At 62.9% G+C, this 24,218-nt stretch carries 17 protein-coding genes and 1 pseudogene; 11 read left to right on the top strand and 7 right to left on the bottom strand.

Going from position 1 to position 24,218, the window contains the following annotated elements; all coding sequences use genetic code 11:
* Window positions 1-222 precede the first annotated feature (222 nt).
* On the top strand, window positions 223-5,088 hold the full coding sequence (locus tag ACF8MI_RS18785) for an NAD-glutamate dehydrogenase (RefSeq protein ID WP_060498832.1): 4,866 nt from the start codon (window positions 223-225) through the stop codon (window positions 5,086-5,088).
* A 66-nt stretch (window positions 5,089-5,154) separates the two neighbouring features.
* Here ACF8MI_RS18785 and ACF8MI_RS18780 read toward each other — a convergent pair whose 3' ends face one another.
* The gene (locus ACF8MI_RS18780; protein WP_012271263.1) at window positions 5,155-5,973 is read right to left on the bottom strand and encodes a pyruvate, water dikinase regulatory protein; all 819 of its coding nucleotides are present in this window, start codon (window positions 5,971-5,973) and stop codon (window positions 5,155-5,157) included.
* Window positions 5,974-6,152: 179 nt separating this feature from the next.
* Between ACF8MI_RS18780 and ppsA the strand changes: the two genes are divergently transcribed.
* The 8 genes from ppsA to ACF8MI_RS18740 all read left to right on the top strand — a co-directional run bounded on the left by ppsA (window position 6,153) and on the right by ACF8MI_RS18740 (window position 14,365).
* Window positions 6,153-8,528: a phosphoenolpyruvate synthase gene (gene ppsA / locus ACF8MI_RS18775; protein ID WP_104835265.1), complete on the top strand. Its 2,376-nt coding sequence runs from the start codon at window positions 6,153-6,155 to the stop codon at window positions 8,526-8,528.
* Between the two features lie 101 nt (window positions 8,529-8,629).
* Window positions 8,630-9,622: an alpha/beta fold hydrolase gene (locus tag ACF8MI_RS18770; RefSeq protein WP_104835264.1), complete on the top strand. Its 993-nt coding sequence runs from the start codon at window positions 8,630-8,632 to the stop codon at window positions 9,620-9,622.
* 215 nt (window positions 9,623-9,837) lie between these two features.
* On the top strand, window positions 9,838-10,329 hold the full coding sequence (gene rraA, locus ACF8MI_RS18765; protein ID WP_016714847.1) for a ribonuclease E activity regulator RraA: 492 nt from the start codon (window positions 9,838-9,840) through the stop codon (window positions 10,327-10,329).
* A gap of 27 nt (window positions 10,330-10,356) precedes the next feature.
* The gene (locus ACF8MI_RS18760) at window positions 10,357-11,352 is read left to right on the top strand and encodes a zinc transporter ZntB (protein ID WP_016714848.1); all 996 of its coding nucleotides are present in this window, start codon (window positions 10,357-10,359) and stop codon (window positions 11,350-11,352) included.
* Between the two features lie 87 nt (window positions 11,353-11,439).
* On the top strand, window positions 11,440-11,712 hold the full coding sequence (locus ACF8MI_RS18755; RefSeq protein ID WP_014591816.1) for a hypothetical protein: 273 nt from the start codon (window positions 11,440-11,442) through the stop codon (window positions 11,710-11,712).
* Window positions 11,713-11,714: 2 nt separating this feature from the next.
* Entirely contained in the window at window positions 11,715-12,539 is an 825-nt protein-coding gene (locus tag ACF8MI_RS18750) for a mechanosensitive ion channel domain-containing protein (protein ID WP_060498837.1), read from the top strand.
* 113 nt (window positions 12,540-12,652) lie between these two features.
* The gene (sigX, locus tag ACF8MI_RS18745) at window positions 12,653-13,219 is read left to right on the top strand and encodes an RNA polymerase sigma factor SigX (protein ID WP_003248665.1); all 567 of its coding nucleotides are present in this window, start codon (window positions 12,653-12,655) and stop codon (window positions 13,217-13,219) included.
* Between the two features lie 111 nt (window positions 13,220-13,330).
* Entirely contained in the window at window positions 13,331-14,365 is a 1,035-nt protein-coding gene (locus ACF8MI_RS18740; protein WP_016714850.1) for an OmpA family protein, read from the top strand.
* A gap of 168 nt (window positions 14,366-14,533) precedes the next feature.
* On the opposite strand, the pseudogene ACF8MI_RS18735 reads toward ACF8MI_RS18740, so the two are convergent.
* From ACF8MI_RS18735 to ACF8MI_RS18715, 5 genes and pseudogenes are all read right to left on the bottom strand, one after another.
* A pseudogene (locus ACF8MI_RS18735) lies at window positions 14,534-14,719 on the bottom strand (SAM-dependent methyltransferase); the annotation flags it as partial.
* Between the two features lie 27 nt (window positions 14,720-14,746).
* Complete coding sequence (locus tag ACF8MI_RS18730) at window positions 14,747-16,417, bottom strand: bifunctional protein-serine/threonine kinase/phosphatase (RefSeq protein ID WP_060498839.1); 1,671 nt, start codon at window positions 16,415-16,417, stop codon at window positions 14,747-14,749.
* A gap of 9 nt (window positions 16,418-16,426) precedes the next feature.
* On the bottom strand, window positions 16,427-17,638 hold the full coding sequence (locus ACF8MI_RS18725) for a NarK/NasA family nitrate transporter (RefSeq protein ID WP_060498840.1): 1,212 nt from the start codon (window positions 17,636-17,638) through the stop codon (window positions 16,427-16,429).
* A 441-nt stretch (window positions 17,639-18,079) separates the two neighbouring features.
* On the bottom strand, window positions 18,080-18,655 hold the full coding sequence (locus ACF8MI_RS18720) for an ANTAR domain-containing response regulator (RefSeq protein WP_060498841.1): 576 nt from the start codon (window positions 18,653-18,655) through the stop codon (window positions 18,080-18,082).
* Window positions 18,656-18,667: 12 nt separating this feature from the next.
* Complete coding sequence (locus ACF8MI_RS18715) at window positions 18,668-19,882, bottom strand: CmpA/NrtA family ABC transporter substrate-binding protein (RefSeq protein WP_200929207.1); 1,215 nt, start codon at window positions 19,880-19,882, stop codon at window positions 18,668-18,670.
* A gap of 155 nt (window positions 19,883-20,037) precedes the next feature.
* On the opposite strand from ACF8MI_RS18715, the gene ACF8MI_RS18710 reads away from it, so the two are divergent.
* On the top strand, window positions 20,038-21,063 hold the full coding sequence (locus tag ACF8MI_RS18710; RefSeq protein ID WP_060498843.1) for a quinone-dependent dihydroorotate dehydrogenase: 1,026 nt from the start codon (window positions 20,038-20,040) through the stop codon (window positions 21,061-21,063).
* A gap of 97 nt (window positions 21,064-21,160) precedes the next feature.
* On the opposite strand, the gene rmf is transcribed toward ACF8MI_RS18710, so the two are convergent.
* A complete protein-coding gene (rmf, locus tag ACF8MI_RS18705) occupies window positions 21,161-21,376 on the bottom strand; it encodes a ribosome modulation factor (RefSeq protein ID WP_003248687.1) in 216 nt (71 codons plus the stop codon).
* Window positions 21,377-21,936: 560 nt separating this feature from the next.
* Here rmf and rlmKL point away from each other — a divergent pair.
* Window positions 21,937-24,129 (top strand): bifunctional 23S rRNA (guanine(2069)-N(7))-methyltransferase RlmK/23S rRNA (guanine(2445)-N(2))-methyltransferase RlmL, encoded by a 2,193-nt coding sequence (gene rlmKL, locus ACF8MI_RS18700; protein ID WP_200929208.1) that lies wholly within the window; start codon window positions 21,937-21,939, stop codon window positions 24,127-24,129.
* The last annotated feature ends 89 nt before the right edge of the window (window positions 24,130-24,218 follow it).

The following is a 24,218-nucleotide window of genomic DNA, read 5'->3' as shown; positions in this document are numbered from 1 at the left end:
CAGGCATAAACGTAAAGTTACCGCCCCTTGACCGAAATTGTCGCAGCGCTGCAAGCCTTGATGACCGATCAGTCGTTAAGCTTCGGCGAGCCCTGGGCGTGCCCGCGCACGTTCAACGCCTGGTTTTACCGTCCGCCTTGCCACGGGTTGGCTATCGTTGATCCGTACACGGCGCACGCAGCGACGCTTCAACTATTACAAAGCCCAAGCGGAGTACCACAGATGGCGTTCTTCACCGCAGCCAGTAAAGCCGACTTCCAGCATCAACTGCAAGCGGCCCTGGCGCAGCACATCAGCGAACAGTCCCTGCCACAAGTGGCGCTGTTCGCCGAGCAGTTCTTCGGCATCATCTCTCTGGACGAACTCACCCAACGCAGGCTTTCCGACCTGGCCGGCTGCACCCTGTCAGCCTGGCGCATCATCGAACGTTTCGACCCCGAATACCCGCAAGTGCGGGTATACAACCCTGATTACGAGCGCAACGGCTGGCAATCGACCCACACCGTGGTCGAGGTGCTGCACCACGACCTGCCGTTTTTGGTCGACTCGGTGCGCACCGAGCTCAACCGTCGTGGCTACAGCATCCACACCCTGCAAACCACCGTGCTCAGCGTGCGCCGTGGCGCCAAGGGCGAGCTGCTGGAACTGCTGCCCAAGGGTACCCAGGGCGAGGGCGTGCGCCACGAGTCGCTGATGTACCTGGAGATCGACCGCTGCGCCAATGCCGCAGAGCTGACCGTGCTGGCCCGCGAGATCGAGCAGGTGCTGGCCGAGGTGCGGGTGGCAGTCGCCGATTTCGAGCCGATGAAGGCCAAGCTGCGTGACGTGGTGGCCGAGGTGGAACAGACCGCCTTCGGCCCGGCGCAACACGAAAAGGGCGAGGTCAAGGCCTTCCTCGAGTGGCTGCTGGACAACCACTTCACCTTCCTGGGCTATGAAGAGTTCACCGTCAAGGGCGATGCCGATGGCGGCCAGATGGTTTACGACGAGCAGTCGTTCCTCGGCCTGCCGCGCCGCCTGCGCGTGGGCCTGACGGCCGAAGAGCTGCGCATCGAAGACTACGCCGTGGCCTACCTCAACGAACCGCTGCTGCTGTCGTTCGCCAAGGCCGCGCTGCCTAGCCGCGTGCACCGCCCGGCCTACCCGGACTACGTGTCGATCCGCCAACTGGACGCCGACGGCAAGGTCATCAAGGAACACCGCTTCATGGGCCTGTACACCTCGTCGGTGTATGGCGAAAGCGTGCATGCCATTCCTTACATCCGCGTCAAGGTAGCCGAAGTCGAGCGCCGCTCGGGCTTCGACCCCAAGGCCCACCTGGGCAAGGAACTGGCCCAGGTGCTGGAGGTGCTGCCGCGCGACGACCTGTTCCAGACGCCGATCGACGAGCTGTTCACCACCGTCATGGCGATCGTGCAGATCCAGGAGCGCAACAAGATCCGCGTGTTCCTGCGCAAGGACCCGTACGGCCGCTTCTGCTACTGCCTGGCGTACGTGCCGCGGGAGATCTACTCCACCGAAGTGCGACAGAAAATCCAGCAAGTACTGATGGAGCGCCTGAAGGCCAGCGACTGCGAGTTCTGGACCTTCTTCTCCGAATCAGTGCTGGCCCGTGTGCAACTGATTCTGCGGGTAGACCCAAAAAACCGCATCGACATCGACCCGCAGCAGCTGGAACGCGAAGTGATCCAGGCCTGCCGCTCGTGGCATGACGATTATTCGACGCTGGTCGTGGAGAACTTCGGCGAAGCCCAAGGCACCAACATCCTCGCTGATTTCCCCAAGGGCTTCCCGGCCGGCTACCGTGAACGCTTTGCCGCGCACTCGGCCGTTGTCGACCTGCAGCATGTGCTGAGCCTGTCGGAAAGCAAGCCGCTGGCCATGAGTTTCTACCAGCCGCTGACCCAGGTGGGTGAGCGCATCCTGCACTGCAAGCTGTACCACGCCGACACCCCGTTGGCGCTGTCCGACGTGTTGCCGATCCTGGAAAACCTTGGCCTGCGTGTGCTGGGCGAGTTCCCGTACCGCCTGCGTCACGCCAATGGCCGCGAGTACTGGATTCACGACTTCGCCTTCACCTACAGCGAAGGCCTGAGCTTGGATATCCAGCAGCTCAACGACACCTTGCAGGACGCCTTCATCCACATCGTGGGCGGTGATGCCGAGAACGATGCCTTCAACCGTCTGGTACTCACCGCTGGCCTGCCTTGGCGTGACGTGGCGCTGCTGCGCGCTTACGCCCGTTACCTGAAGCAGATCCGCCTGGGCTTCGACTTGGGTTACATCGCCAGCACCCTGAACAACCACACCGACATCGCCCGCGAGCTGACCCGGTTGTTCAAGACCCGTTTCTACCTGGCGCGCAAGCTCACCCAGGATGACCTCGACGACAAGCAGCAGCGCCTGGAGCAGGCCATCCTGACCGCGCTCGACGACGTGCAGGTACTCAACGAAGACCGCATCCTGCGGCGCTACCTGGACCTGATCAAGGCCACCCTGCGCACCAACTTCTATCAGCCGGATGCCAACGGCCAGAACAAGTCGTACTTTAGCTTCAAGTTCAACCCCAAGCTGATCCCCGAGCTGCCCAAGCCGGTGCCCAAGTTTGAAATCTTCGTTTATTCGCCTCGGGTCGAGGGCGTGCACCTGCGCTTTGGTAACGTCGCCCGTGGCGGCCTGCGCTGGTCTGACCGTGAAGAAGACTTCCGCACCGAAGTGCTGGGCCTGGTCAAGGCCCAGCAGGTGAAGAACTCGGTCATCGTGCCGGTCGGCGCCAAGGGCGGTTTCCTGCCGCGCCGCCTGCCACTGGGCGGTAGCCGGGACGAGATTGCCGCCGAAGGCGTGGCGTGCTACCGCATCTTCATTTCCGGCCTGCTCGACATCACCGACAACCTCAAGGACGGTGGCGTGGTGCCGCCGGCCAACGTGGTGCGTCACGACGATGATGACCCATACCTGGTGGTGGCGGCCGACAAAGGCACCGCCACCTTCTCCGACATCGCCAACGGCATTGCCATCGACTACGGCTTCTGGCTGGGCGATGCCTTTGCCTCGGGCGGTTCGGCCGGTTACGACCACAAGAAGATGGGCATTACCGCGCGTGGAGCCTGGGTGGGCGTGCAGCGCCACTTCCGCGAGCGCGGCATCAACGTGCAGGAAGACCCGATCACCGTCATCGGCGTGGGCGACATGGCCGGCGACGTGTTCGGCAACGGCCTGCTGATGTCCGACAAGCTGCAACTGGTGGCGGCGTTCAACCACCTGCACATCTTCATCGACCCCAACCCCGAGCCTGCGTCCAGCTTTGCCGAGCGCAAGCGCCTGTTCGACCTGCCGCGTTCGGCCTGGAGCGATTACGACACCAGCATCATGTCTGAAGGCGGCGGTATCTTCCCGCGCAGTGCCAAAAGCATCGCCATCAGCCCGCAGATGAAAGAGCGCTTTGCCATCGAGGCCGACCGCCTGACCCCGACCGAGCTGCTGAACGCGTTGCTCAAGGCACCGGTCGACCTGCTGTGGAACGGCGGTATCGGCACCTACGTAAAGGCCAGCAGCGAAAGCCACGCCGATGTCGGCGACAAGGCCAACGACGCGCTGCGGGTAAACGGCAACGAACTGCGCTGCAAGGTGGTGGGCGAGGGCGGCAACCTGGGCATGACCCAGCTCGGCCGAGTGGAGTTCGGCCTGAACGGCGGCGCCACCAACACCGACTTCATCGACAACGCCGGCGGCGTGGACTGCTCCGACCACGAGGTCAACATCAAGATCCTGCTCAACGAAGTGGTGCAGGGTGGCGACATGACCGAGAAGCAGCGTAACCAGCTGCTGGGCAGCATGACCGACGAAGTCGGCAACCTGGTGCTGGGCAACAACTACAAGCAGACCCAGGCGCTGTCGCTGGCCGCCCGCCGCGCCCGCGAGCGGATTGCCGAGTACAAGCGCCTGATGGCCGACCTGGAAGGTCGTGGCAAGCTGGACCGCGCCATCGAGTTCCTGCCGTCCGAAGAGCAGTTGGCTGAACGCCTGGCTGCCGGCCAGGGCCTGACCCGCGCCGAGCTGTCGGTGCTGATCTCGTACAGCAAGATCGACCTCAAGGAGCAACTGCTCAAGTCGCTGGTGCCGGACGACGACTACCTGACCCGCGACATGGAAACCGCCTTCCCGCCGTCGCTGGTCAGCAAGTTCGCCGAGGCCATGCGCCGCCACCGCCTGAAGCGCGAAATCGTCAGCACCCAGATCGCCAACGACCTGGTCAACAACATGGGCATCACCTTCGTCCAGCGCCTGAAGGAGTCGACCGGCATGAGCCCGGCCAACGTGGCCGGGGCCTATGTGATCGTGCGCGACATCTTCCACCTGCCGCACTGGTTCCGCCAGATCGAGGCTCTGGACTACCAGGTGCCGGCGGAAATCCAGCTCACCCTGATGGACGAGCTGATGCGCCTGGGCCGCCGTGCCACCCGCTGGTTCCTGCGTAGCCGCCGTAACGAGCAGGACGCCGGGCGCGACACCGCGCACTTCGGGCCGAAGATTGCGCAGTTGGGGCTCAAGCTGGACGAGCTGCTGGAAGGCCCGACCCGCGAACGCTGGATGGTGCGTTACCAGGGCTTTGTCGACGCCGGTGTCCCGGAGTTGCTGGCGCGCATGGTGGCCGGTACCAGCCACTTGTACACCCTGTTGCCGATCATCGAAGCCGCCGACGTTACCGGCCATGAACCGGCGCAGGTGGCCAAGGCGTTCTTCGCCGTGGGCAGCGCGCTGGACCTGACCTGGTACCTGCAGGAAATCAGCAACCTGCCGGTGGAAAACAACTGGCAGGCCTTGGCCCGCGAAGCGTTCCGCGATGACATTGACCTGCAGCAACGGGCAATCACCATCTCGGTATTGCAGATGGCCGATGCACCGGAAGACATGGACGCCCGCGTGGCGCTGTGGGCCGAGCAGCACCGGGTGATGGTGGAGCGCTGGCGCGCCATGCTGGACGACCTGCGCAATGCCACGGGCACCGACTATGCGATGTACGCGGTGGCCAACCGCGAGCTGGTCGACCTGGCCATGAGCGGGCAGGCGGCGGTGGTGCCGTCCTGATCATCAGGCTGAAATGAAAAAGCCCCGGCAGTGATGCCGGGGCTTTTTTGTATTACCTGTTCTGGCTTACTTGAACCTGCGCTCCACGCCTTTCTCCACCAGAATCTTCGCCGAAATCTCTTCCACCGAAAAATGCGTGGAATTGATGTTGGGAATGTTCTCCCTGCGGAACAGGCTCTCCACCTCACGCACTTCGAACTCGCACTGGGCAAAGCTGGAATAGCGGCTGTTGGGCTTGCGCTCGTGGCGGATGGCGGTGAGGCGATCGGGGTCGATGGTCAGGCCGAACAGCTTGTTGTGGTGCTTTTTCAGCACTGCCGGCAGCTGCAGGCGCTCCATGTCGTCCTCGGTCAGCGGGTAGTTGGCGGCGCGGATGCCGAACTGCATGGCCATGTACAGGCAGGTCGGGGTCTTGCCGCAACGCGACACGCCAACCAGAATCAGGTCGGCCTTGTCGTAGTAGTGGGTACGCGCGCCGTCGTCGTTGTCCAGGGCGAAGTTCACAGCCTCGATGCGTTCCATGTAGTTGGAATTACCGCCAATCGAGTGCGATTTACCCACGGAATACGACGAATGGGCGGTCAATTCCTGCTCGAGCGGGGATAAAAAAGAGGAAAAGATGTCGATCATGAAGCCATTCGACGTCGCCAGGATCTCACGGATGTCCTGATTGACGATGGTGTCGAAGATGATCGGGCGCACCCCGTCACGCTCGGCGGCAGCGTTGATTTGCTGGACCATGGTCCGCGCTTTGTCCGGCGAATCGATGTACGGGCGGGTAAATTTGTTGAACGGAATGCTCTCGAATTGCGCGAGCAAACTCTGGCCCAAGGTTTCGGCAGTGATACCGGTGCCGTCGGAGATGAAGAACGCGGTTCGTTTCATTTGCGATCTGGGCCTTAAGCTGATGACGTTTCTTGGATATGATAAGTTCGGTTTGCCGAATGCGGCTGTCGGCATTCTCACTTATTTTCCAGGTACAGGCCACAAACGCCCGGCCAAGTCACAGAAGACAGGCGGGCGCCTTTTTGAGCTTTTCCAACACAGTTAGTGGAGAGATCACCTTGGTAGAGTACGTAGTTTCCCTCGATAAGCTCGGCGTCCATGATGTGGAGCATGTGGGGGGCAAGAACGCATCCCTGGGCGAGATGATCAGCAACCTTGCCGGTGCTGGTGTATCGGTGCCGGGCGGCTTTGCCACTACGGCGCAGGCGTACCGCGATTTTCTCGAACAGAGTGGTCTCAACGACCGGATCCATGCCGCGCTCGACGCGCTGGACGTGGATGACATCAATGCCCTGACCAAGACCGGCGCGCAGATTCGCCAGTGGGTCATGGAAGCCGAGTTCCCGCCGCGTCTGGATTCGGAAATCCGAACCGCATTCGCCGCGATGGCTGCCGGCAACGACAACATGGCGGTTGCCGTGCGCTCTTCAGCCACTGCCGAAGACCTGCCAGACGCCTCGTTCGCAGGCCAGCAGGAAACCTTCCTCAACATCCGCGGCGTTGACAACGTGATCCGCGCGGCCAAGGAAGTGTTCGCCTCGCTGTTCAACGACCGCGCCATCGCCTACCGCGTGCACCAGGGCTTCGACCACAAGCTGGTGGCCCTGTCGGCTGGCGTGCAGCGCATGGTCCGCTCCGAAACCGGCACCGCCGGCGTCATGTTCACCCTCGACACCGAGTCGGGCTTCCGCGACGTGGTGTTCATCACGGGCGCCTACGGCCTGGGCGAAACCGTGGTGCAGGGTGCGGTCAACCCTGACGAATTCTACGTGCACAAGAACACCCTGCAGGCCGGCCGCCCGGCCATCCTGCGCCGCAACCTGGGCAGCAAGGCCATCAAGATGGTCTACGGCGAAGAAGCCAAGGCTGGCCGTTCGGTCAAGACCGTGGAAGTGGACCGCGCCGAGCGCGCACGCTTCTGCCTGAGTGATGCCGAGGTCAGCGAGCTGGCCAAACAGGCCATGATCATCGAGCAGCACTACCAGCGCCCGATGGACATCGAGTGGGCCAAGGACGGTGACGACGGCAAGCTGTACATTGTCCAGGCCCGCCCTGAGACCGTGAAAAGCCGTTCCAGCGCCAACGTCATGGAACGCTACCTGCTGAAAGAAAAAGGCACCGTACTGGTCGAAGGCCGTGCCATCGGCCAGCGCATCGGCGCCGGCAAAGTGCGCGTGATCAACGACGTTTCGGAAATGGACAAGGTCCAGCCGGGTGACGTGCTGGTTTCCGACATGACCGACCCGGACTGGGAACCGGTGATGAAGCGCGCGAGCGCCATCGTGACCAACCGCGGCGGCCGTACCTGCCACGCGGCGATCATCGCCCGCGAGCTGGGTATCCCGGCCGTGGTCGGTTGCGGCAATGCCACCCAGGTGCTCAAAGACGGCCAGGGCGTGACTGTGTCCTGCGCCGAAGGCGATACCGGCTTCATCTTCGAAGGCGAGCTGGGCTTTGACGTCAAGCAGAACTCCGTCGATGCCATGCCGGAGCTGCCGTTCAAGATCATGATGAACGTCGGCAACCCGGACCGCGCCTTCGACTTCGCCCAGCTGCCCAACGCCGGTGTCGGCCTGGCGCGCCTGGAGTTCATCATCAATCGCATGATCGGTGTGCACCCCAAGGCGCTGCTGAACTATGCCGGCCTGCCTGCCGACCTGAAAGAGAGCGTCGACAAGCGCATTGCCGGTTACAACGACCCGGTCGGCTTCTACGTCGAGAAACTGGTCGAAGGCATCAGCACCCTGGCGGCAGCCTTCTACCCGAAAAAGGTCATCGTGCGCCTGTCGGACTTCAAGTCCAACGAGTACGCCAACCTGATCGGCGGCAAGCTGTACGAGCCGGAAGAAGAAAACCCGATGCTGGGCTTCCGTGGCGCTTCGCGTTACATCAGCGAATCGTTCCGTGACTGCTTCGAGCTCGAGTGCCGTGCGCTCAAGCGCGTGCGCAACGAAATGGGCCTGACCAACGTCGAGATCATGGTGCCGTTCGTGCGTACCCTGGGCGAAGCCAGCCAAGTGGTCGACCTGCTTGCCGAAAACGGCCTGGCCCGTGGCGACAACGGCCTGCGCGTGATCATGATGTGCGAGCTGCCGTCCAACGCCATTCTGGCCGAAGAGTTCCTGGAGTACTTCGATGGCTTCTCGATCGGCTCCAACGACCTGACCCAGCTGACCCTGGGCCTGGACCGCGACTCGGGCATCATCGCCCACCTGTTCGACGAGCGTAACCCTGCCGTCAAGAAGCTGCTGGCCAATGCCATCGCCGCGTGCAACAAGGCCGGCAAGTACATCGGCATCTGCGGCCAGGGCCCATCGGACCACCCGGACCTGGCCAAGTGGCTGATGGAGCAGGGCATCGAAAGCGTGTCGCTGAACCCGGACTCGGTACTCGAAACCTGGTTCTTCCTGGCCGAAGGCCAAGGCGCGGCCTGATGCAGTAAAACGCGGGGGGACGTCTGGCGTACCCCCGCCTGGTTTTTTCCAGGGCGAGTTCCAGCAATGGATCCCGCCCTTTTTTGTGCACCAAGCAACCTATGCAAAGCAGCAGCACTCTATTCCCCGTGGCCCTGCTCAGTGCCGAGCGCCGCGGCGACCTCAGCGAAGACGTGTACCGGATCAAGGCCGGCAACGGCCCGGACCCTAGCGTCGAGCTGGCCATCACCCGCCTGGGGCTGGCCGACCATGGCCGTGCCCAGGGCGTGCCGGTCATTCTCCTGCACGGCAGTTTTTCCAACCGGCGTTTCTGGTATTCGCCCAAAGGTATTGGCTTGGGCGCCTACCTCGCCCGTGCCGGTTTCGATGTGTGGATCCCGGAAATGCGCGGTCACGGGCTGTCGCCACGCAACCATGCCTGGCGGCACAACACCGTTGCAGCCTATGCCCGTGATGACCTGCCACTGATTGCCGCGTTCGTACGCGAGCAGTCGGGCCAGGCGCCGCACTGGGTTGGCCATTCCTTGGGCGGCACCACGCTGGTGGCGGCGCTTGGGGGTGGTTTCCTGGCTGCCGAACAGGTGGCCAGCGTGGCGCTGTTCGGCACCCAGATCAGCCGTGTCTACTGGCCTTTGAAGGTGCCACCGCTGGTGTGGGGGGCGAAGCTGGTGCTCAAGCGCTGGGGGCAGATTTCCGGGCCACGCTTCAAACGTGGGCCGGAAGACGAGCCGATTGGCCTGGCGCTGGAAAGCATGCGCTGGCATGGCCTGTTCGGGCGCTTTGGCGACAAGCAGCACGACTGGTGGGCGGGGCTGGCAGAGGTGGATGTGCCGCTGCTGGCGGTGGCCGGTGCGGGGGACTTCCAGGACCCGGTGTGGGCCTGCCGCAAGCTGTTCGAGCAGTTGGGGGGCGAGCGCAAGCAGTTCCTGCGGCTGGGGCGTGAGGAAGGTTTTGATGCGTTTGGGCATGTCGACATGCTGGTGAGCAAGGCTGCGCAGGCGCAGGTATGGCCGTTGGTGGAGCGCTGGTTGCGTGATCCATTGCTGCCGGTGCATGAATCCACAGTGTCTCAGGAACCTTTGCCAGTCAGTTGATCTTGCATTGCCTGGGCCGGCCTCTTCGCGGGCAAGCCCGCTCCCACAGGGATTTCACAGCACTTAAGCCTTGTGATACCGCTGTGAGAGCGGGCTTGCCCGCGAAGAAGCCAGTACAGGCTAAAGATGACCGCTTGGTCCTTGGTGACTGCGACCGTCTCCAAGGTGTAGCCTTGGCCGATACCCGCTTTCGTTGTGACTGACAGGAGCTTCCCATGCAGCATTACGTAACGCCCGACCTGTGTGACGCCTACCCCGACTTGGTACACGTGCTGGAACCCATGTTCAGCAATTTTGGTGGCCGCGATTCGTTCGGCGGCCAGATCGTCACCATCAAGTGCTTCGAGGACAACTCGCTGGTCAAGGAGCAAGTCGAACTCGACGGCAAGGGCAAGGTCCTGGTGGTCGATGGTGGTGGTTCGCTGCGCCGTGCGCTGCTGGGCGACATGCTTGCGGAAAAAGCCGCCAAAAACGGTTGGGAAGGCCTGGTGATCTATGGCTGCGTGCGTGACGTCGATGTGCTGATCCAGACCGACGTCGGCGTGCAGGCCCTGGCCAGCCACCCGATGAAAACCGACAAGCGTGGTATCGGTGACCTCAATGTGGTGGTGACCTTCGCCGGCGTTACCTTCCGCCCGGGCGAGTACGTGTATGCCGACAACAATGGCGTACTGGTTTCGCCAAGCCCGCTGAAAATGCCGGAGTGATGCGCCCCACGCGCTGATGGAGCTTTGATGTTCGAGGAAGACAACGCGCAGTGGGGGCTGGTGCATGCCCTGGTGCTCGATGGTAAAGGTGGCGCGCGCTCGATTGCCCGTACCGAACTGGACAGCTTGCAACTGCAACCGGAGCAGAGCCTGTGGCTGCACTGGGACCGCAGCCATCCGCAAACCCGTACCTGGCTGCTGCACGACAGTGGCCTGAGCGAGTTCGCCTGCGAGCTGCTGCTGGAGGAAAACACCCGGCCGCGCCTGCTGCCCATGGCAGACGAACAGCTGCTGCTGTTCCTGCGCGGGGTCAACCTCAACCCGGGTGCCGAACCTGAAGACATGGTTTCGGTACGTATTTTCGCCGAGGCACAGCGGGTTATCTCGTTGCGCCTCAGGCCGTTGCGTGCCAGTGACGAAATTCTCCAGCAACTGGAGCAGGGCAGGGGGCCGAAATCGGCCTCCGAACTGTTGCTGTTGATGGGCGAACTGCTGACTGAAAAGGTTCAGGGCCTGGTGAGTGACCTGGCCGAACTGGTCGACTTGGAAGAAGAAAAGGTCGAAACCGACGAGCGGTATACCCCTGAGCATGGCAGCCTGCAGCAGATCCGCCGTCGTGCCGCCGGCCTGCGCCGTTTTCTTGCTCCGCAACGGGAAATCTACGCCCAGCTGTCGCGCAGCAAATGGAGCTGGTTCGCCAATGCCGACGCCGATTACTGGAACGAGCTCAATAACAGCCTGATCCGCTACCTCGAAGAGCTGGAGCTGACCCGCGAGCGCGCTGCGCTGGTGCTGGAAAGCGAAGACCGGCGGCGCAGCGAGCGGATGAACCGCACCATGTACCGTTTTGGCATCATCACCTGCATCTTTTTGCCCATGAGCTTCATCACCGGGCTGCTGGGCATCAATGTCGGCGGTATTCCGGGGGCGGATAACCCGTTGGGCTTTCTGTTCGCCTGCATCGTCGTGCTGGGGCTGGCGGTGGGGCAGTGGTGGCTGTTCCGGCGGTTGCGATGGGTTTAGGTGTGCATTTTGAAACATTCGTACCAATGGGATGTGTGACCCATTGCCCGGCCATCTCGTCTCTTGCTGACACTGCGCGAGGTGCCCATGCACGATCCGTTTGAAGAATCCCTGCGCGACCTGCTCAAGGCGTCACCCTCCGGCAATGACCGGGACGACCGGGACGACGCCGCTTGCCTGGGTCGCGTACTGAAAACCGCCAACCGCCAGGTTGGCGCGGGTGATCTGTTCAGCCTGCTTGGCCGCTGGAGCCAGGCGCTGCTCATCGCCGTCAATAATGGCTCGGCGCATGTCGCGCCGGTGCGTCGACACTCTTCCCGCAACGCTGCCACCGGCAGCAAAGCAGATAAGGCCGATTGAATATGGAACTCGATCTCTGGACCCAGAGCCTGGTCACCGCAATGACTGCCCTTTGGACCAAGGTAGCGAACTTCATCCCCAACCTGTTCGGCGCGCTGGTCGTGGTGCTGCTCGGTTTCGTGGTGGCCAAGCTGCTCGACACACTGCTGTCCAAGCTGCTGGCCAAGTTTGGCCTGGACCGCCTGATGGCCGGCACCGGCCTCACCAAGATGCTTGGCCGGGTCGGCATTCAGGTGCCGATCTCGACCCTGATCGGCAAGATCGTCTACTGGTTCGTGCTGCTCATCTTCCTGGTCTCGGCCGCCGAGTCGCTGGGCCTGGAGCGGGTGTCGGCCACCCTCGACATGCTTGCCCTGTACCTGCCCAAGGTGTTCGGCGCGGCCTTGGTGCTGCTGGCCGGCGTGCTGCTGGCACAGGTTGCCAATGGCCTGGTGCGCGGCGCTGCCGAAGGCATCGGCCTGGAATACTCGGCAGGGCTTGGGCGCATTACCCAGGGCCTGGTGATCATCATCAGCATCTCGGTGGCCATCAGCCAGCTGGAGGTGAAAACCGACCTGCTGAACCACGTTATCGTCATCGGGCTGATTACCGTTGGTCTGGCCGTTGCCTTGGCCATGGGCCTTGGCAGCCGCGAAATCGCCGGGCAGATCCTGGCCGGCATTTACGTGCGCGAGCTGTATCAGGTCGGCCAGCAGGTGCGGATTGGAGAGGTTGAAGGGCACATCGAGGAAATCGGCACGGTCAAGACAACGCTGCTGACCGATGATGGCGACCTGGTGTCGCTGTCCAACCGCGAGTTGCTCGAGCAGCGTGTCAATAGCCGCTAACCGCACAAAAGCTGTTAATGTATGCCGCCGCGAAATTCGACCCACGGGGTCGCGCGGCGACATTGACCTGACTGTCGGCCAGATCCGTTTTGAATAAAGTTCATTCGCCGCCCATGCGTTATGACCCCCGCGAGCTCACCGACGAAGAGTTGGTGGCGCGTTCGCATGAGGAGCTGTACCACGTTACCCGCGCCTATGAAGAGCTCATGCGGCGCTACCAACGGACCCTGTTCAACGTCTGTGCGCGTTATCTGGGGAACGACCGGGACGCGGACGATGTCTGTCAGGAAGTGATGCTGAAAGTGCTGTACGGCCTGAAGAACTTCGAAGGTAAATCCAAGTTCAAGACCTGGCTCTACAGCATCACCTACAACGAGTGCATTACCCAGTACCGCAAGGAGCGCCGTAAACGCCGGTTGATGGATGCCTTGAGTCTGGACCCTGTCGAAGAGGCGTCCGAAGACAAGGCCCCGAAGCCGGAAGAAAAAGGCGGGTTGGACAAATGGCTGGTGCATGTGAACCCGATTGACCGGGAAATTCTGGTGCTTCGTTTTGTCGCAGAGCTGGAATTTCAGGAAATTGCCGACATCATGCACATGGGCCTGAGCGCGACGAAAATGCGCTACAAGCGCGCGCTAGACAAGCTTCGGGAGAAATTTGCCGGCCTCGATGAAACTTAGTGGCGTGCAAATATCTCTAACGAATCGGCGAGTTCTGCTAGACTTGCCGTCGAGTTGTCCCCCGTGTTTGTGGTGGGACTGCTTAACTATCACCAGATGGGGATTTAACGGATGAAATTGAAAAACACCTTGGGCTTGGCCATTGGTTCGCTCGTAGCCGCCACTTCGATTGGCGCTATGGCACAAGGTCAAGGCGCCGTCGAGACCGAAGTTTTCTACAAGAAAGAATTCTTCGACAGCCAGCGCGACTTCAAGAACGACGGCAACCTGTTCGGCGGCTCGATCGGTTACTTCCTGACCGACGACGTTGAACTGCGTCTGGGCTACGACGAAGTACACAACGCTCGTGGCGAAGACGGCAAGAACATCAAGGGCTCGAACACCGCCCTGGACGCCGTTTACCACTTCAACAACCCGTACGACGCTATCCGTCCGTACGTTTCCGCTGGTTTCTCGCACCAGTCGCTGGGCCAGACCGGCCGTGGCGGTCGTGACCACTCCACCTTCGCCAACGTTGGCGCTGGCGCCAAGTGGTACATCACCGACATGTTCTACGCCCGTGCCGGCGTAGAAGCTCAGTACAACATCGACCAGGGCGACACCGAGTGGGCTCCAAGCGTTGGTGTTGGCCTGAACTTCGGCGGTAGCCCGAAGCAAGCCGCAGCCGCTCCGGCTCCAGTTGCTGAAGTCTGCTCCGACTCCGACAACGACGGCGTTTGCGACAACGTCGACAAGTGCCCAGACACCCCGGCCAACGTTACCGTTGACGCCGACGGCTGCCCGGCTGTTGCCGAAGTCGTTCGTGTTGAGCTGGACGTGAAGTTCGACTTCGACAAGTCGGTCGTCAAGCCAAACAGCTACGGCGACATCAAAAACCTGGCTGACTTCATGAAGCAGTACCCACAAACCACCACCGTGGTTGAAGGTCACACTGACTCCGTGGGTCCAGACGCTTACAACCAGAAGCTGTCCGAGCGTCGTGCCAACGCTGTCAAGCAAGTGCTGACCCAGCAGTACGGCGTAGAATCCAGCCGTGTTGACTCGGTAGGCTACGGCGAAACCCGTCCGGTTGCTGACAACGCCACCGAAGAAGGCCGTGCTATCAACCGTCGCGTTGAAGCTCAGGTAGAAGCTCAGTCCAAGTAATTGGCCTGATGTTTCATGAAAAACCCGGCCTCGGCCGGGTTTTTCTTTACCTGGGTTTTGTGTTACCTGTGCCGGCCCTTTCGCGGGTTTACCCGCGAAGAGGCCGGCACAGGCAATAAATCATCCGGCGATTGCGACCAGGTCCTGAGCCTGCTGTTCACCAACCACGGAGCGGCAGCCGCCACGCTTGCCCACGGCAATCACCCGGGCCTGCGGGCAATGATCCAGCACTGCCGGGTTGACCAGGTCGTCGATCATTACCACTGCCGCTTGCTGCAAGGCACGCACGGCCTTGAGGGTGAGCAGTTCAGGGTCGCCAGGGCCGGCGCCTACCAGCCAGACTTTTGCATTCATCGGGTATTCCTCGTTGGCAGGGTGCGCTCAGCCTTTGAGCAGGCCAAGCAGCAGGATCAGGTTGAGTAGCAACGACAGCAGGGCCAGGGTGCGCCATACCTTCAACGGCTCGCGTTCCAGCAAGGGGCGTGGCCTGTCAGGCAGCTCTTGGCGGTCGCCACGCTCAAGCAGCAACAACCAGTGTTCGGCTGTTTCGAAGCGCTGCGCTGGATCGGCCGCCACCGCCTGCTGCAGGTTGTGCTGCAGCCATTCCGGCAAGTCGGGGCGGTAGCGTGCAGCGTTGACCGGCTGACCGAAGCGCGGGCGCTGAAAGGCTTCCACCTCGCCATACGGGTAGTGCCCGGTCAGCAGGTGATACAGCGTCACGCCCACGGCATACAAGTCCTGGCGCGGGCTGGGTGGTTGGCCGTCGAACGCTTCCGGGGCGATGTACGAGGGCGTGCCGGGTACGTCGTGCGGCGCGTCTTCGCAAAGGCCGGGGCAATAGGCCAGGCCGAAATCCAGCAGGCGCAGTTGGCCATCGCTGCCCAGGTGCAGGTTGTCTGGCTTGATGTCGCGGTGCAGCAGGTTGCGCCGGTGCAACACGCCAACCGCCTGCAGCAGTTGCCGGGCCATCTCCAGCCACTGCGGCAGGGGCAGCGGGCCGTGCTCGGCCAGCAGGGTTGCAAGGCTTTGGCCGGGGTACTCGCGCATCACGTAGTACAGGTGTTGCCGCTGGCTGGCCGCATGCAACTCGGGGAAGTGGCGGCCTGCAACTCGGCGCAGGAACCACTCTTCGAGCAACAGCGCTTGCGTAGCACCGGGCTCTTGTTCGCGTTCGGCAGGCAGGGTCTTGAGAAGCCAAGGTCGGCCTTGGCTGTCGCGCACCCGGTATAGCAGCGACTGGCGGCTTTGTGAAAGCAGGCAGTCGGCCTGCCAGTCATCGATTACTTGGCCTGTTCGCAGCGCGCCGGGCACCGGCCACTGCTGTAACTGCGCCAAAGTATCGCCCAGGTTGGCGGTGCCCAGCTGTTCGACGTGCACCAGCAGGGCACTGGCATTGTCCTGGCTGCCATTGAGGTGCGCGCTGGCAACCAGTGTGTCGACGGCCAGTTGCAAGTCGGTCTGATCGCGCAGCACGGCCTGGATGTGTTGGTCGCCCAGGCTGGCCCAAACCCCGTCGCTGAGCAGCAGGAAGCACTCGCCTGGCTGCAGCTCGCCCTCTAGGTAATCCACCAGCAGGTGCTGGTCCAGGCCCAGTGCGCGTTTTAGTACATGCTGCATGCCCGGCTGGTCCCACACATGGTCTTCGCTCAGGCACTGCAGGCGCCCGGCGTACCAGCGGTAAACCCGGCAATCACCCACATGGGCCAAGGTGAAGCGCCGGCCACGTAACACCAGTGCGCTGAGTGTGGTCAACAACGGCTGTCCGCTGCCTTGGGCGCGCAGCCAGCGGTTCTGAGCCAGCAACAGGCGGTCCAGGGCCTGGGCAACGCTCCAGGTGGCGGGGGTGGCGTAGTAATCCAAGGCCAGTGCCTGCAAGCTGGCCCGTGCGGCCAGGCCACCATCGGCGCATTGGCTGACGCCGTCGGCGAGGGCGAACAGGTAGCCCTTGCTGGCGGCCAGCTCCGGCGCCGGGGTGACCAGGCGCAGGGCATCCTGGTTTTCCTCGCGGGGCCCGGTGGCGCTGGCGTGGGCGAACTTCAGTTGCAGGCTCATGGGTGTCACTCAGACCCGTGCAGCGGTAACGGCTGCAGAGCCCCAGGTGGTGCGCCAGCGTTGTTTCACGCCATGCAGGCCGAACCAGGCCAGCAGGCCCAGGCTGGCGAACAGCCACAACCCCAACTGGTAGTCACCGGTGTGCTGCTTGATGGTGCCAAGCCCGGCTGCTAGCAGGAAACCACCGATACCGCCGGCCATGCCGATCAGCCCGGTCATCACGCCGATCTCCTGGCGGAAGCGCTGTGGTACCAACTGGAATACCGCACCATTGCCGGCGCCCAGGCCGAGCATGGCGCTTACGAACAGTGCCAGTGCGGCGGCTGCGGACGGCAGGTTGAAACCGACTGCCGCAATGCAGATGGCTGCCACGCTGTACATGCCCAACAGGGTGCGGATACCGCCGAAGCGGTCGGCCAGGGCACCGCCGAGCGGGCGCATCAGGCTGCCGGCGAATACGCAGGCGGCGGTGTAGTAGCCGGCGGTGACCGGGCTCAGGCCGTACTGGTCGCTGAAGTAGCCGGGCAGGGCGCTGGCCAGGCCGATGAAGCCGCCAAAGGTGACGCTGTAGAAGAACATGAACCACCAGCTGTCACGGTCGCCGAGGGCCTTGAGGTAGTCGGCCATCGCTTTTGGCTTGGGGCGTTGTGGCGCATTTCGCGCCAGCAGGGCGAACACCACCAGCGCCAGCGACAACGGAATTAGCGCGAAGCCGAACACATTGTTCCAGCCAAAGCCGGCAGCCAGCGCCGGGGCCAGCAGGGCAGCGAACACCGTGCCGGAGTTGCCGGCACCGGCGATGCCCATGGCCTTGCCCTGATGCTGCGGCGGGTACCACTGTGAAGCCAGCGGCAACGACACGGCAAACGACGCACCGGCAAAGCCGAGGAACACGCCCAGTAGCAGGGCCTGTTCGTAGCTGTGCACACCCAGGTGCCAGGCGCACGCCAAGGCGACGATGACGACCACCTGGCCGATCAGCCCGGCTGTTTTGGGTGACAGGCGGTCAACCAGCACGCCCATGGCGAAGCGCAGGATCGCCCCGGCCAGGATCGGCGTGGCCACCATCAGGCCCCGTTGCTGCGCACTCAGTTGCAAGTCGGCGGCAATCTGCACCGCCAGCGGGCCCAGCAGGTACCAGACCATGAAGCTGAGGTCGAAGTACAGGAACGCGGCGAACAGCGTGGGCACATGCCCAGATTTCCAGAAGCTGGTACTCATCGAACACCTCACTCGGCAATGCAACGGAACGAAAAAGACGCCGCCACCCGCTCCACGGTCGTGGAGGGGAGAGCGACGTCTTTGTCGGGATTTAAGTGGGGCAACCGCCGTTGGCTACCGGTGATGTTTGTTCAGCAAGAGATGGGCCAAGTATTGGCCTGTCTTTATATTTTCAGCGCCTGTGAGATCGAGCGCCGCTCGCGCGGCGCATCGCGAGCTGCGCTCGCTCCTACGTTTGTTTTGGGCCAGTAACGCCTGTGGCAGGCGCGCGCGTCCGTCTTGTTTTTACGACACCATATCGAGCGACGCGCCCAAGGCGTTCGCGCGCAAATCCCACAGGCATAATTGGCCTGAAACAAACGTAGGAGCGAGCGCAGCTCGCGATGCGCCGCGCGGGCGGCGCTCGATCTACAAGGCGCTGAAAGCGTCAAGGCAAGCACATCAGCCCAGCATTTCGTGCATGGCAATGATCTGCTCCGCCACCTGGATCAGCTTCTGCTGCCGGCTCATGGCCTGGCGGCGCATCAGGGTGTAGGCCTGTTCTTCGTTGCAGTCCTTCATCTTCATCAGCAAACCCTTGGCCTGCTCGATACGCTTGCGCTCGGCCAGCTGCTGGTCGCGCGCCAGCAGCTGCGCCCTAAGCGCCTGGTCACTTTCAAAGCGGGCCATGGCCACATCCAGAATCGGCTGCAGCCGGGCAGCATGGATACCTTCGACGATGTAGGCACTGACGCCTGCCTGGATCGCCTGGCGCATCACGCCAGGGTCGTGCTCGTCGGTGAACAACACGATGGGGCGCGGCTGGTCGCGGCTGACCAGCACCACCTGTTCCATCACGTCGCGGTCCGGTGAGTCGGTATCGATCAGCACCACATCCGGGCGCACCGTTTCGACGCAGGCGGGCAGGTCGATGGTCAGGCCTGGGGCTTCGGTAACCTCGAAGCCGGCCTCGATCAACGCCGCGTTGAGGCGGCCGAGTTTGTTCTGGGTGTCGTCGATCAGCAGAATGCGCAACATGGTTGTCCCCCCTCACGCGCCGACGCGGGCATCGGGCAGGTCGCCCAGGGCATGCAGGCTGAAGCTGCGGGCATAGCCATAAGGATCGCTGCCGTCCCAGCGGGTGCCATCGATCAGCAGGCTGTTGCGCATCGGCTGTTCGGGGCACGCGATGCCCAGGCTTTGCGCCGCCTCGCTGTACAGCGCCAACTGCTGAACCTGCCGCGCCACACCGAGATAGTCGGGGTCTTCGTGCAACAGGCCCCAGCGGCGGAACTGGGTCATGAACCACATGCCGTCGGACAGGTACGGCAGGTTGGCTCGGCCCTGGTCGAACAGGCGCAGGGCGTGCGGGTCTTGCCACTGGTTGCCCAGGCCATCCTGATAGTGGCCGAGCAGGCGGGGCTCGATGCTGTCCAGCGGGGTGTCCAGGTAGGCATTGCCGCTAAGCAGTTGCGCAGTGCTGCGGCGGTTTTCGGGGCTTTGTTCGATGAACCGGCTGGCGGCGAGGATCGCCTTGATGAGCGCGCGGGCGCTGTTGGGGTAGTGTTCGGCGAAGGCACGAGCACACGCCAGCACCTTTTCCGGATGGTCTGGCCATATCGACTGGCTGGTGGCCAGGGTAAAGCCCTGGCCCTTGGCCACAGCATCGGCGGCCCAAGGCTCACCCACGCAGAAACCGTCGATGCGCCCCGCCTGGATATGCGCGGCCATCTGGGCCGGCGGCACCACGACGCTGTCCACGTCGCGCAGTGGGTGGATGCCCTGGCTGGCAAGCCAGTAATACAGCCACATGGCGTGGGTGCCGGTGGGGAAGGTCTGGGCGAAGGTCAGGCGTGCGCCGTGCTGGTGCACCAGGCGCGCCAATGCTTCAGGGTTGGTCACACCTTTGCGCTGCAAGGCCGGGGAGAGGTTGATGGCCTGGGCGTTCTGGTTCAGGCCCATGAGCACCACCATGTCGCTGGCGGGTACGCCACCGATGCCTAGGTGCACGGCGTAGACCAGGCCATACAGGCAGTGTGCGGCATCCAGCTCGCCGCTGACCAGCTTGTCGCGCAGCCCGGCCCAGGAGCCTTGGCGCTTGAGGTTGAGGGTAAGGCCGTATTGCTGGGCGAAGCCCTGGGTGGCGGCGACCACCACCGAGGCGCAGTCGGTCAGTGCCATATAGCCGATGTTCAGGCTGGGCTTTTCCGGCGCGTCACTGCCATTGACCCAGGCCAGGGGCGTTGCTCGGGGTACAGTGTTCACAAGGTTCCTCGCCTGTACGGATAAGGCTGTGGGCCAAACCGGTGCAACCGATGTGCCAAGGGTGGCCGGGGCGCGTAGCGGCCCCACGATTTGCTGTCCTGCCAGCCCCAGGCTGGCTATAATCGCCCCCTCACTCACCCCGAGCCTTCCCGCCCATGTATACCCTGGCCCGCCAGCTGCTGTTCAAGCTTTCCCCGGAAACTTCCCACGACCTGTCCCTGGACCTGATCGGTGCCGGTGGCCGTCTTGGCCTCAATGGCATGCTGTGCAAGCAGCCAGCGGCATTGCCGGTTTCGGTCATGGGCTTGAACTTCGCCAATCCGGTGGGCCTGGCCGCAGGCCTGGACAAGAACGGTGCGGCCATCGACGGCTTTGCCCAGCTGGGCTTCGGCTTTGTCGAAATCGGCACCGTCACCCCGCGTCCACAACCGGGCAACCCCAAGCCGCGGCTGTTCCGCCTGCCGGAAGCGACGGCCATCATCAACCGCATGGGCTTCAACAACCTGGGCGTCGATCACCTGCTTGGCCGCGTGCAGGCGTCGCGTTACAACGGTGTGCTGGGCATCAACATCGGCAAGAACTTCGACACCCCGGTCGAGCGCGCCGTGGATGACTACCTGATCTGCCTGGACAAGGTGTACACCGCCGCCAGCTACATCACCGTCAACGTCAGCTCGCCGAATACCCCGGGCCTGCGCAGCCTGCAGTTCGGCGATTCGCTCAAGCAGTTGCTCGATGCCCTGGCCGAACGCCGCGAGCAACTGGCGGCTACCCATGGCAAGCGTGTACCGCTGGCCATCAAGATCGCCCCGGACATGAGCGACGAAGAAACGGCGTTGGTGGCTGCCGCGCTGATGGCGTCGGGCATGGATGCGGTGATCGCTACCAACACCACGCTGGGCCGTGAAGGTGTCGAGGGGCTGCCGTATGGCGGCGAGGCGGGTGGCCTGTCGGGCGCGCCGGTGCTGGAAAAGAGCACCCACATTGTCAAGGTGCTGGCAGGCGAGCTGGGCGGCAAGTTGCCGATCATTGCCGCGGGTGGCATTACCGAAGGCCGTCACGCTGCCGAGAAGATCGCTGCCGGTGCGAGCCTGGTACAGATATACTCGGGCTTCATCTACAAGGGGCCAGCGTTGATTCGTGAAGCGGTCGATGCCATTGCGGCACTACCGCGCGGTTAAACGGCAGGCATAAAAAAGGGCCCCGTCAAGGGGCCCCTGGGCCGCAGCCCGCCGCCCGGATAGGGCGCGCATGGTGACTCGAATTCAGTGTCCTCGTTCAGCCAACGGCGTGATTTTCGTTGAGTCTATGGATGCCAGCGGTGCCAGTCATTCCGTCCCAGTTATCACCGCGACCTTCGCGCCAGCCGTTGATCCAGGCTTGGCGAACAGAAGGAAGATTGAAGGGGCAAAGTTCGCGGGATTTGCCGGTGACCCCGTATTGGTAGCCACGTGAATATGCTCTTTCCAACGGATCACGCTTAAGTCTTCTCATAGGGTGTTGCCCTCACTTGTTGACTGTAATGTCCCGTCGGCCTCTCCGAGGCCGGGCAGAGTCTTTCTGCCGGTGTGCGCCCGCTGCCGGCGTGGCGGGCTGAAGGTGCCGCCTCGTTGCGAAGCGGCCTGAGACCAGTTCTATCGAATGCGAGTCACGGTGTGAATGATCGATTTGTCATAAGCACGTAACCTTTCCTAGGGTGAGGGGATAAGTAAATAAATGCGACTCAACCTTGTTTGGCGTTGAGCCCGCAGTGATCGGGGTTTGCTGAACATTGACGTCATTTCGCCAGCGTTGCTTGCGGATGACAGAAATAATTTGAAATGCGACGAAGGGTCACATCGCCCCGGTTATCGCCAGAATTTTTCATACTGCCTGATGATCTAAGCTGTCTTGGCCACCGGGCCGAGTGCAGATCGGTCAGGTGGCCTGGCCTTTCGCGGCACGCTCATGTGCCAGGAAGGGCCACCCGCACGCCTGCTGGAAAGGCCTGCGGGCAAACATCGCGGGGTGATGCGTTGCCTCGTCAGTCAATAGCCCAAGGCTCTGGAATACTCATGTCGGACCGTTTCGAACTCTACCTCACCTGCCCCAAAGGCCTTGAAGGCCTGCTTGCCGAAGAGGCCAAAGGCCTTGGCCTGGACGAAGTGCGTGAGCACACCTCGGCCATTCGCGGCGCCGCCGACATGGAAACCGCCTACCGCCTGTGTGTCTGGTCACGCCTGGCCAACCGGGTGTTGCTGGTGCTCAAGCGCTTCTCCATGAAGAACGCCGACGACCTTTACGATGGCGTACACGCGGTCGACTGGGCCGACCACCTGGCCGCCGATGGCACCCTGGCGGTGGAGTTCAGTGGCCATGGCTCGGGCATCGACAACACTCACTTTGGTGCGCTGAAGGTCAAGGACGCGATCGTCGACAAGTTGCGCAACCGCGAAGGCCTGCGCCCGTCGGTGGAAAAGATCGACCCCGACGTGCGCGTGCACCTGCGCCTGGACCGTGGCGAGGCCATTCTCTCCCTCGACCTGTCCGGCCACAGCTTGCACCAGCGTGGCTACCGCCTGCAGCAAGGCGCTGCGCCGCTGAAGGAAAACCTGGCGGCTGCGGTGTTGATCCGCTCCGGCTGGCCGCGCATTGCCGCCGAAGGTGGCGCGTTGGCCGACCCGATGTGCGGTGTGGGTACCTTCCTGGTCGAGGCCGCGATGATCGCCGCCGACATTGCGCCCAACCTCAAGCGTGAGCGCTGGGGCTTCAGTGCCTGGTTGGGCCATGTGCCGGCACTGTGGCGCAAGGTGCATGACGAAGCGCAGGCGCGTGCACAGGCCGGCCTGGCCAAGCCGCCGCTGTGGATCCGTGGCTACGAGGCCGACCCGCGGCTGATCCAGCCGGGCCGCAACAACGTCGAGCGTGCCGGCCTGGGCGACTGGGTGAAAATCTACCAGGGCGAAGTCAGCACCTTCGAGCCGCGCCCGGACCAGAACCAGAAAGGCCTGGTCATCAGCAACCCGCCCTACGGCGAGCGTCTGGGTGATGAAGCCAGCTTGCTGTACCTCTACCAGAACCTCGGCGAGCGCCTGCGCCAGGCCTGCATGGGCTGGGAGGCAGCGGTGTTCACCGGTGCGCCGCAGCTGGGCAAGCGCATGGGCATTCGCAGCCACAAACAGTACGCGTTCTGGAACGGCGCCTTGCCGTGCAAGCTGCTGCTGTTCAAGGTGCAGCCTGACCAGTTCGTCACCGGCGAGCGTCGCGAAGCACAACCTGAGGGCGTGCAAACCCGACAGCAACCCGCCGTTGCCAGCGAACCGGCACGCCTTTCGGAAGGCGCGCAGATGTTTGCCAACCGGTTGCAGAAAAACCTCAAACAGCTGGGCAAATGGGCTCGCCGCGAACAGGTCGACTGCTACCGCCTGTACGATGCCGACATGCCCGAGTACGCGTTGGCTGTTGACCTGTACCATGACTGGGTACATGTGCAGGAGTATGCCGCGCCACGCTCGATCGACCCGGACAAGGCCCAGGCACGCCTGCTCGATGCGTTGGCAGCCATCCCGCAGGCGCTGGGCATTTCGCCGCAGCGCGTAGTGCTCAAGCGCCGCGAGCGCCAGAGCGGCACCCGCCAGTACGAGCGCCAGGCGACCGAGGGCCGTTTCCAGGAGGTGAACGAAGGTGGCGTCAAGCTGCTGGTCAACCTCACCGACTACCTCGACACCGGGCTGTTCCTCGACCATCGCCCAATGCGCATGCGCATCCAGCGTGAGGCTGCCGACAAGCGCTTCCTCAACCTGTTCTGCTACACCGCCACCGCCACCGTGCATGCGGCCAAGGGCGGCGCGCGCAGCACCACCAGCGTCGACCTGTCGAAAACCTACCTGGACTGGGCGCGGCGCAACCTGGCGCTTAATGGCTTCTCTGAGCGCAACCGCCTGGAGCAGGGTGATGTGATGGCTTGGCTGGAGGGTAACCGCGACAGCTACGACCTGATTTTCATCGACCCGCCCACCTTCTCCAACTCCAAGCGCATGGAAGGCGTGTTCGACGTGCAGCGTGACCACGTTCAACTGCTGGACCTGGCCATGGCCCGTCTGGCACCGGGCGGTGTGTTGTACTTCTCCAACAACTTCCGCAAGTTCCAGCTGGACGAGCACCTGATGGCGCGTTATGCGGTGGAGGAAATCACCGCCCAGACCCTGGACCCGGACTTCGCCCGTAACAATCGGATTCACCGGGCCTGGCGCCTGCAGCTGCGCTGAACCGACGAGGTACATTGCGCGGCTAATGGCCAATAGCTATAAATGTGGGCAGGGCGAGATAATCCGCAGGACGCTGACGTGACGAGATG

It is taken from the genome of Pseudomonas sp. yb_9 (assembly GCF_043103635.1).
In the GTDB taxonomy this organism is placed as follows: Bacteria; Pseudomonadota; Gammaproteobacteria; order Pseudomonadales; family Pseudomonadaceae; genus Aquipseudomonas; species Aquipseudomonas monteilii.
The sequence above is the reverse complement of the archived record's forward strand: the minus strand, read 5'-3'. Positions and strand labels throughout refer to the sequence as shown.

What these genes read in the sequence shown, in the direction of transcription:
- ACF8MI_RS18755 (WP_014591816.1), top strand. Translation starts at nt 11,440, where the DNA reads ATGCACGATCCGTTTGAAGAATCCCTGCGCGACCTGCTCAAGGCGTCA.
- ACF8MI_RS18725 (WP_060498840.1), bottom strand. Translation starts at nt 17,638, where the DNA reads ATGAGTACCAGCTTCTGGAAATCTGGGCATGTGCCCACGCTGTTCGCC.
- ACF8MI_RS18780 (WP_012271263.1), bottom strand. Translation starts at nt 5,973, where the DNA reads ATGAAACGAACCGCGTTCTTCATCTCCGACGGCACCGGTATCACTGCC.
- rlmKL (WP_200929208.1), top strand. Translation starts at nt 21,937, where the DNA reads ATGTCGGACCGTTTCGAACTCTACCTCACCTGCCCCAAAGGCCTTGAA.
- ACF8MI_RS18785 (WP_060498832.1), top strand. Translation starts at nt 223, where the DNA reads ATGGCGTTCTTCACCGCAGCCAGTAAAGCCGACTTCCAGCATCAACTG.
- ACF8MI_RS18740 (WP_016714850.1), top strand. Translation starts at nt 13,331, where the DNA reads ATGAAATTGAAAAACACCTTGGGCTTGGCCATTGGTTCGCTCGTAGCC.
- ACF8MI_RS18720 (WP_060498841.1), bottom strand. Translation starts at nt 18,655, where the DNA reads ATGTTGCGCATTCTGCTGATCGACGACACCCAGAACAAACTCGGCCGC.
- ACF8MI_RS18710 (WP_060498843.1), top strand. Translation starts at nt 20,038, where the DNA reads ATGTATACCCTGGCCCGCCAGCTGCTGTTCAAGCTTTCCCCGGAAACT.
- ACF8MI_RS18770 (WP_104835264.1), top strand. Translation starts at nt 8,630, where the DNA reads ATGCAAAGCAGCAGCACTCTATTCCCCGTGGCCCTGCTCAGTGCCGAG.
- rmf (WP_003248687.1), bottom strand. Translation starts at nt 21,376, where the DNA reads ATGAGAAGACTTAAGCGTGATCCGTTGGAAAGAGCATATTCACGTGGC.
- sigX (WP_003248665.1), top strand. Translation starts at nt 12,653, where the DNA reads ATGCGTTATGACCCCCGCGAGCTCACCGACGAAGAGTTGGTGGCGCGT.
- ACF8MI_RS18750 (WP_060498837.1), top strand. Translation starts at nt 11,715, where the DNA reads ATGGAACTCGATCTCTGGACCCAGAGCCTGGTCACCGCAATGACTGCC.
- rraA (WP_016714847.1), top strand. Translation starts at nt 9,838, where the DNA reads ATGCAGCATTACGTAACGCCCGACCTGTGTGACGCCTACCCCGACTTG.
- ACF8MI_RS18760 (WP_016714848.1), top strand. Translation starts at nt 10,357, where the DNA reads ATGTTCGAGGAAGACAACGCGCAGTGGGGGCTGGTGCATGCCCTGGTG.
- ACF8MI_RS18730 (WP_060498839.1), bottom strand. Translation starts at nt 16,417, where the DNA reads ATGAGCCTGCAACTGAAGTTCGCCCACGCCAGCGCCACCGGGCCCCGC.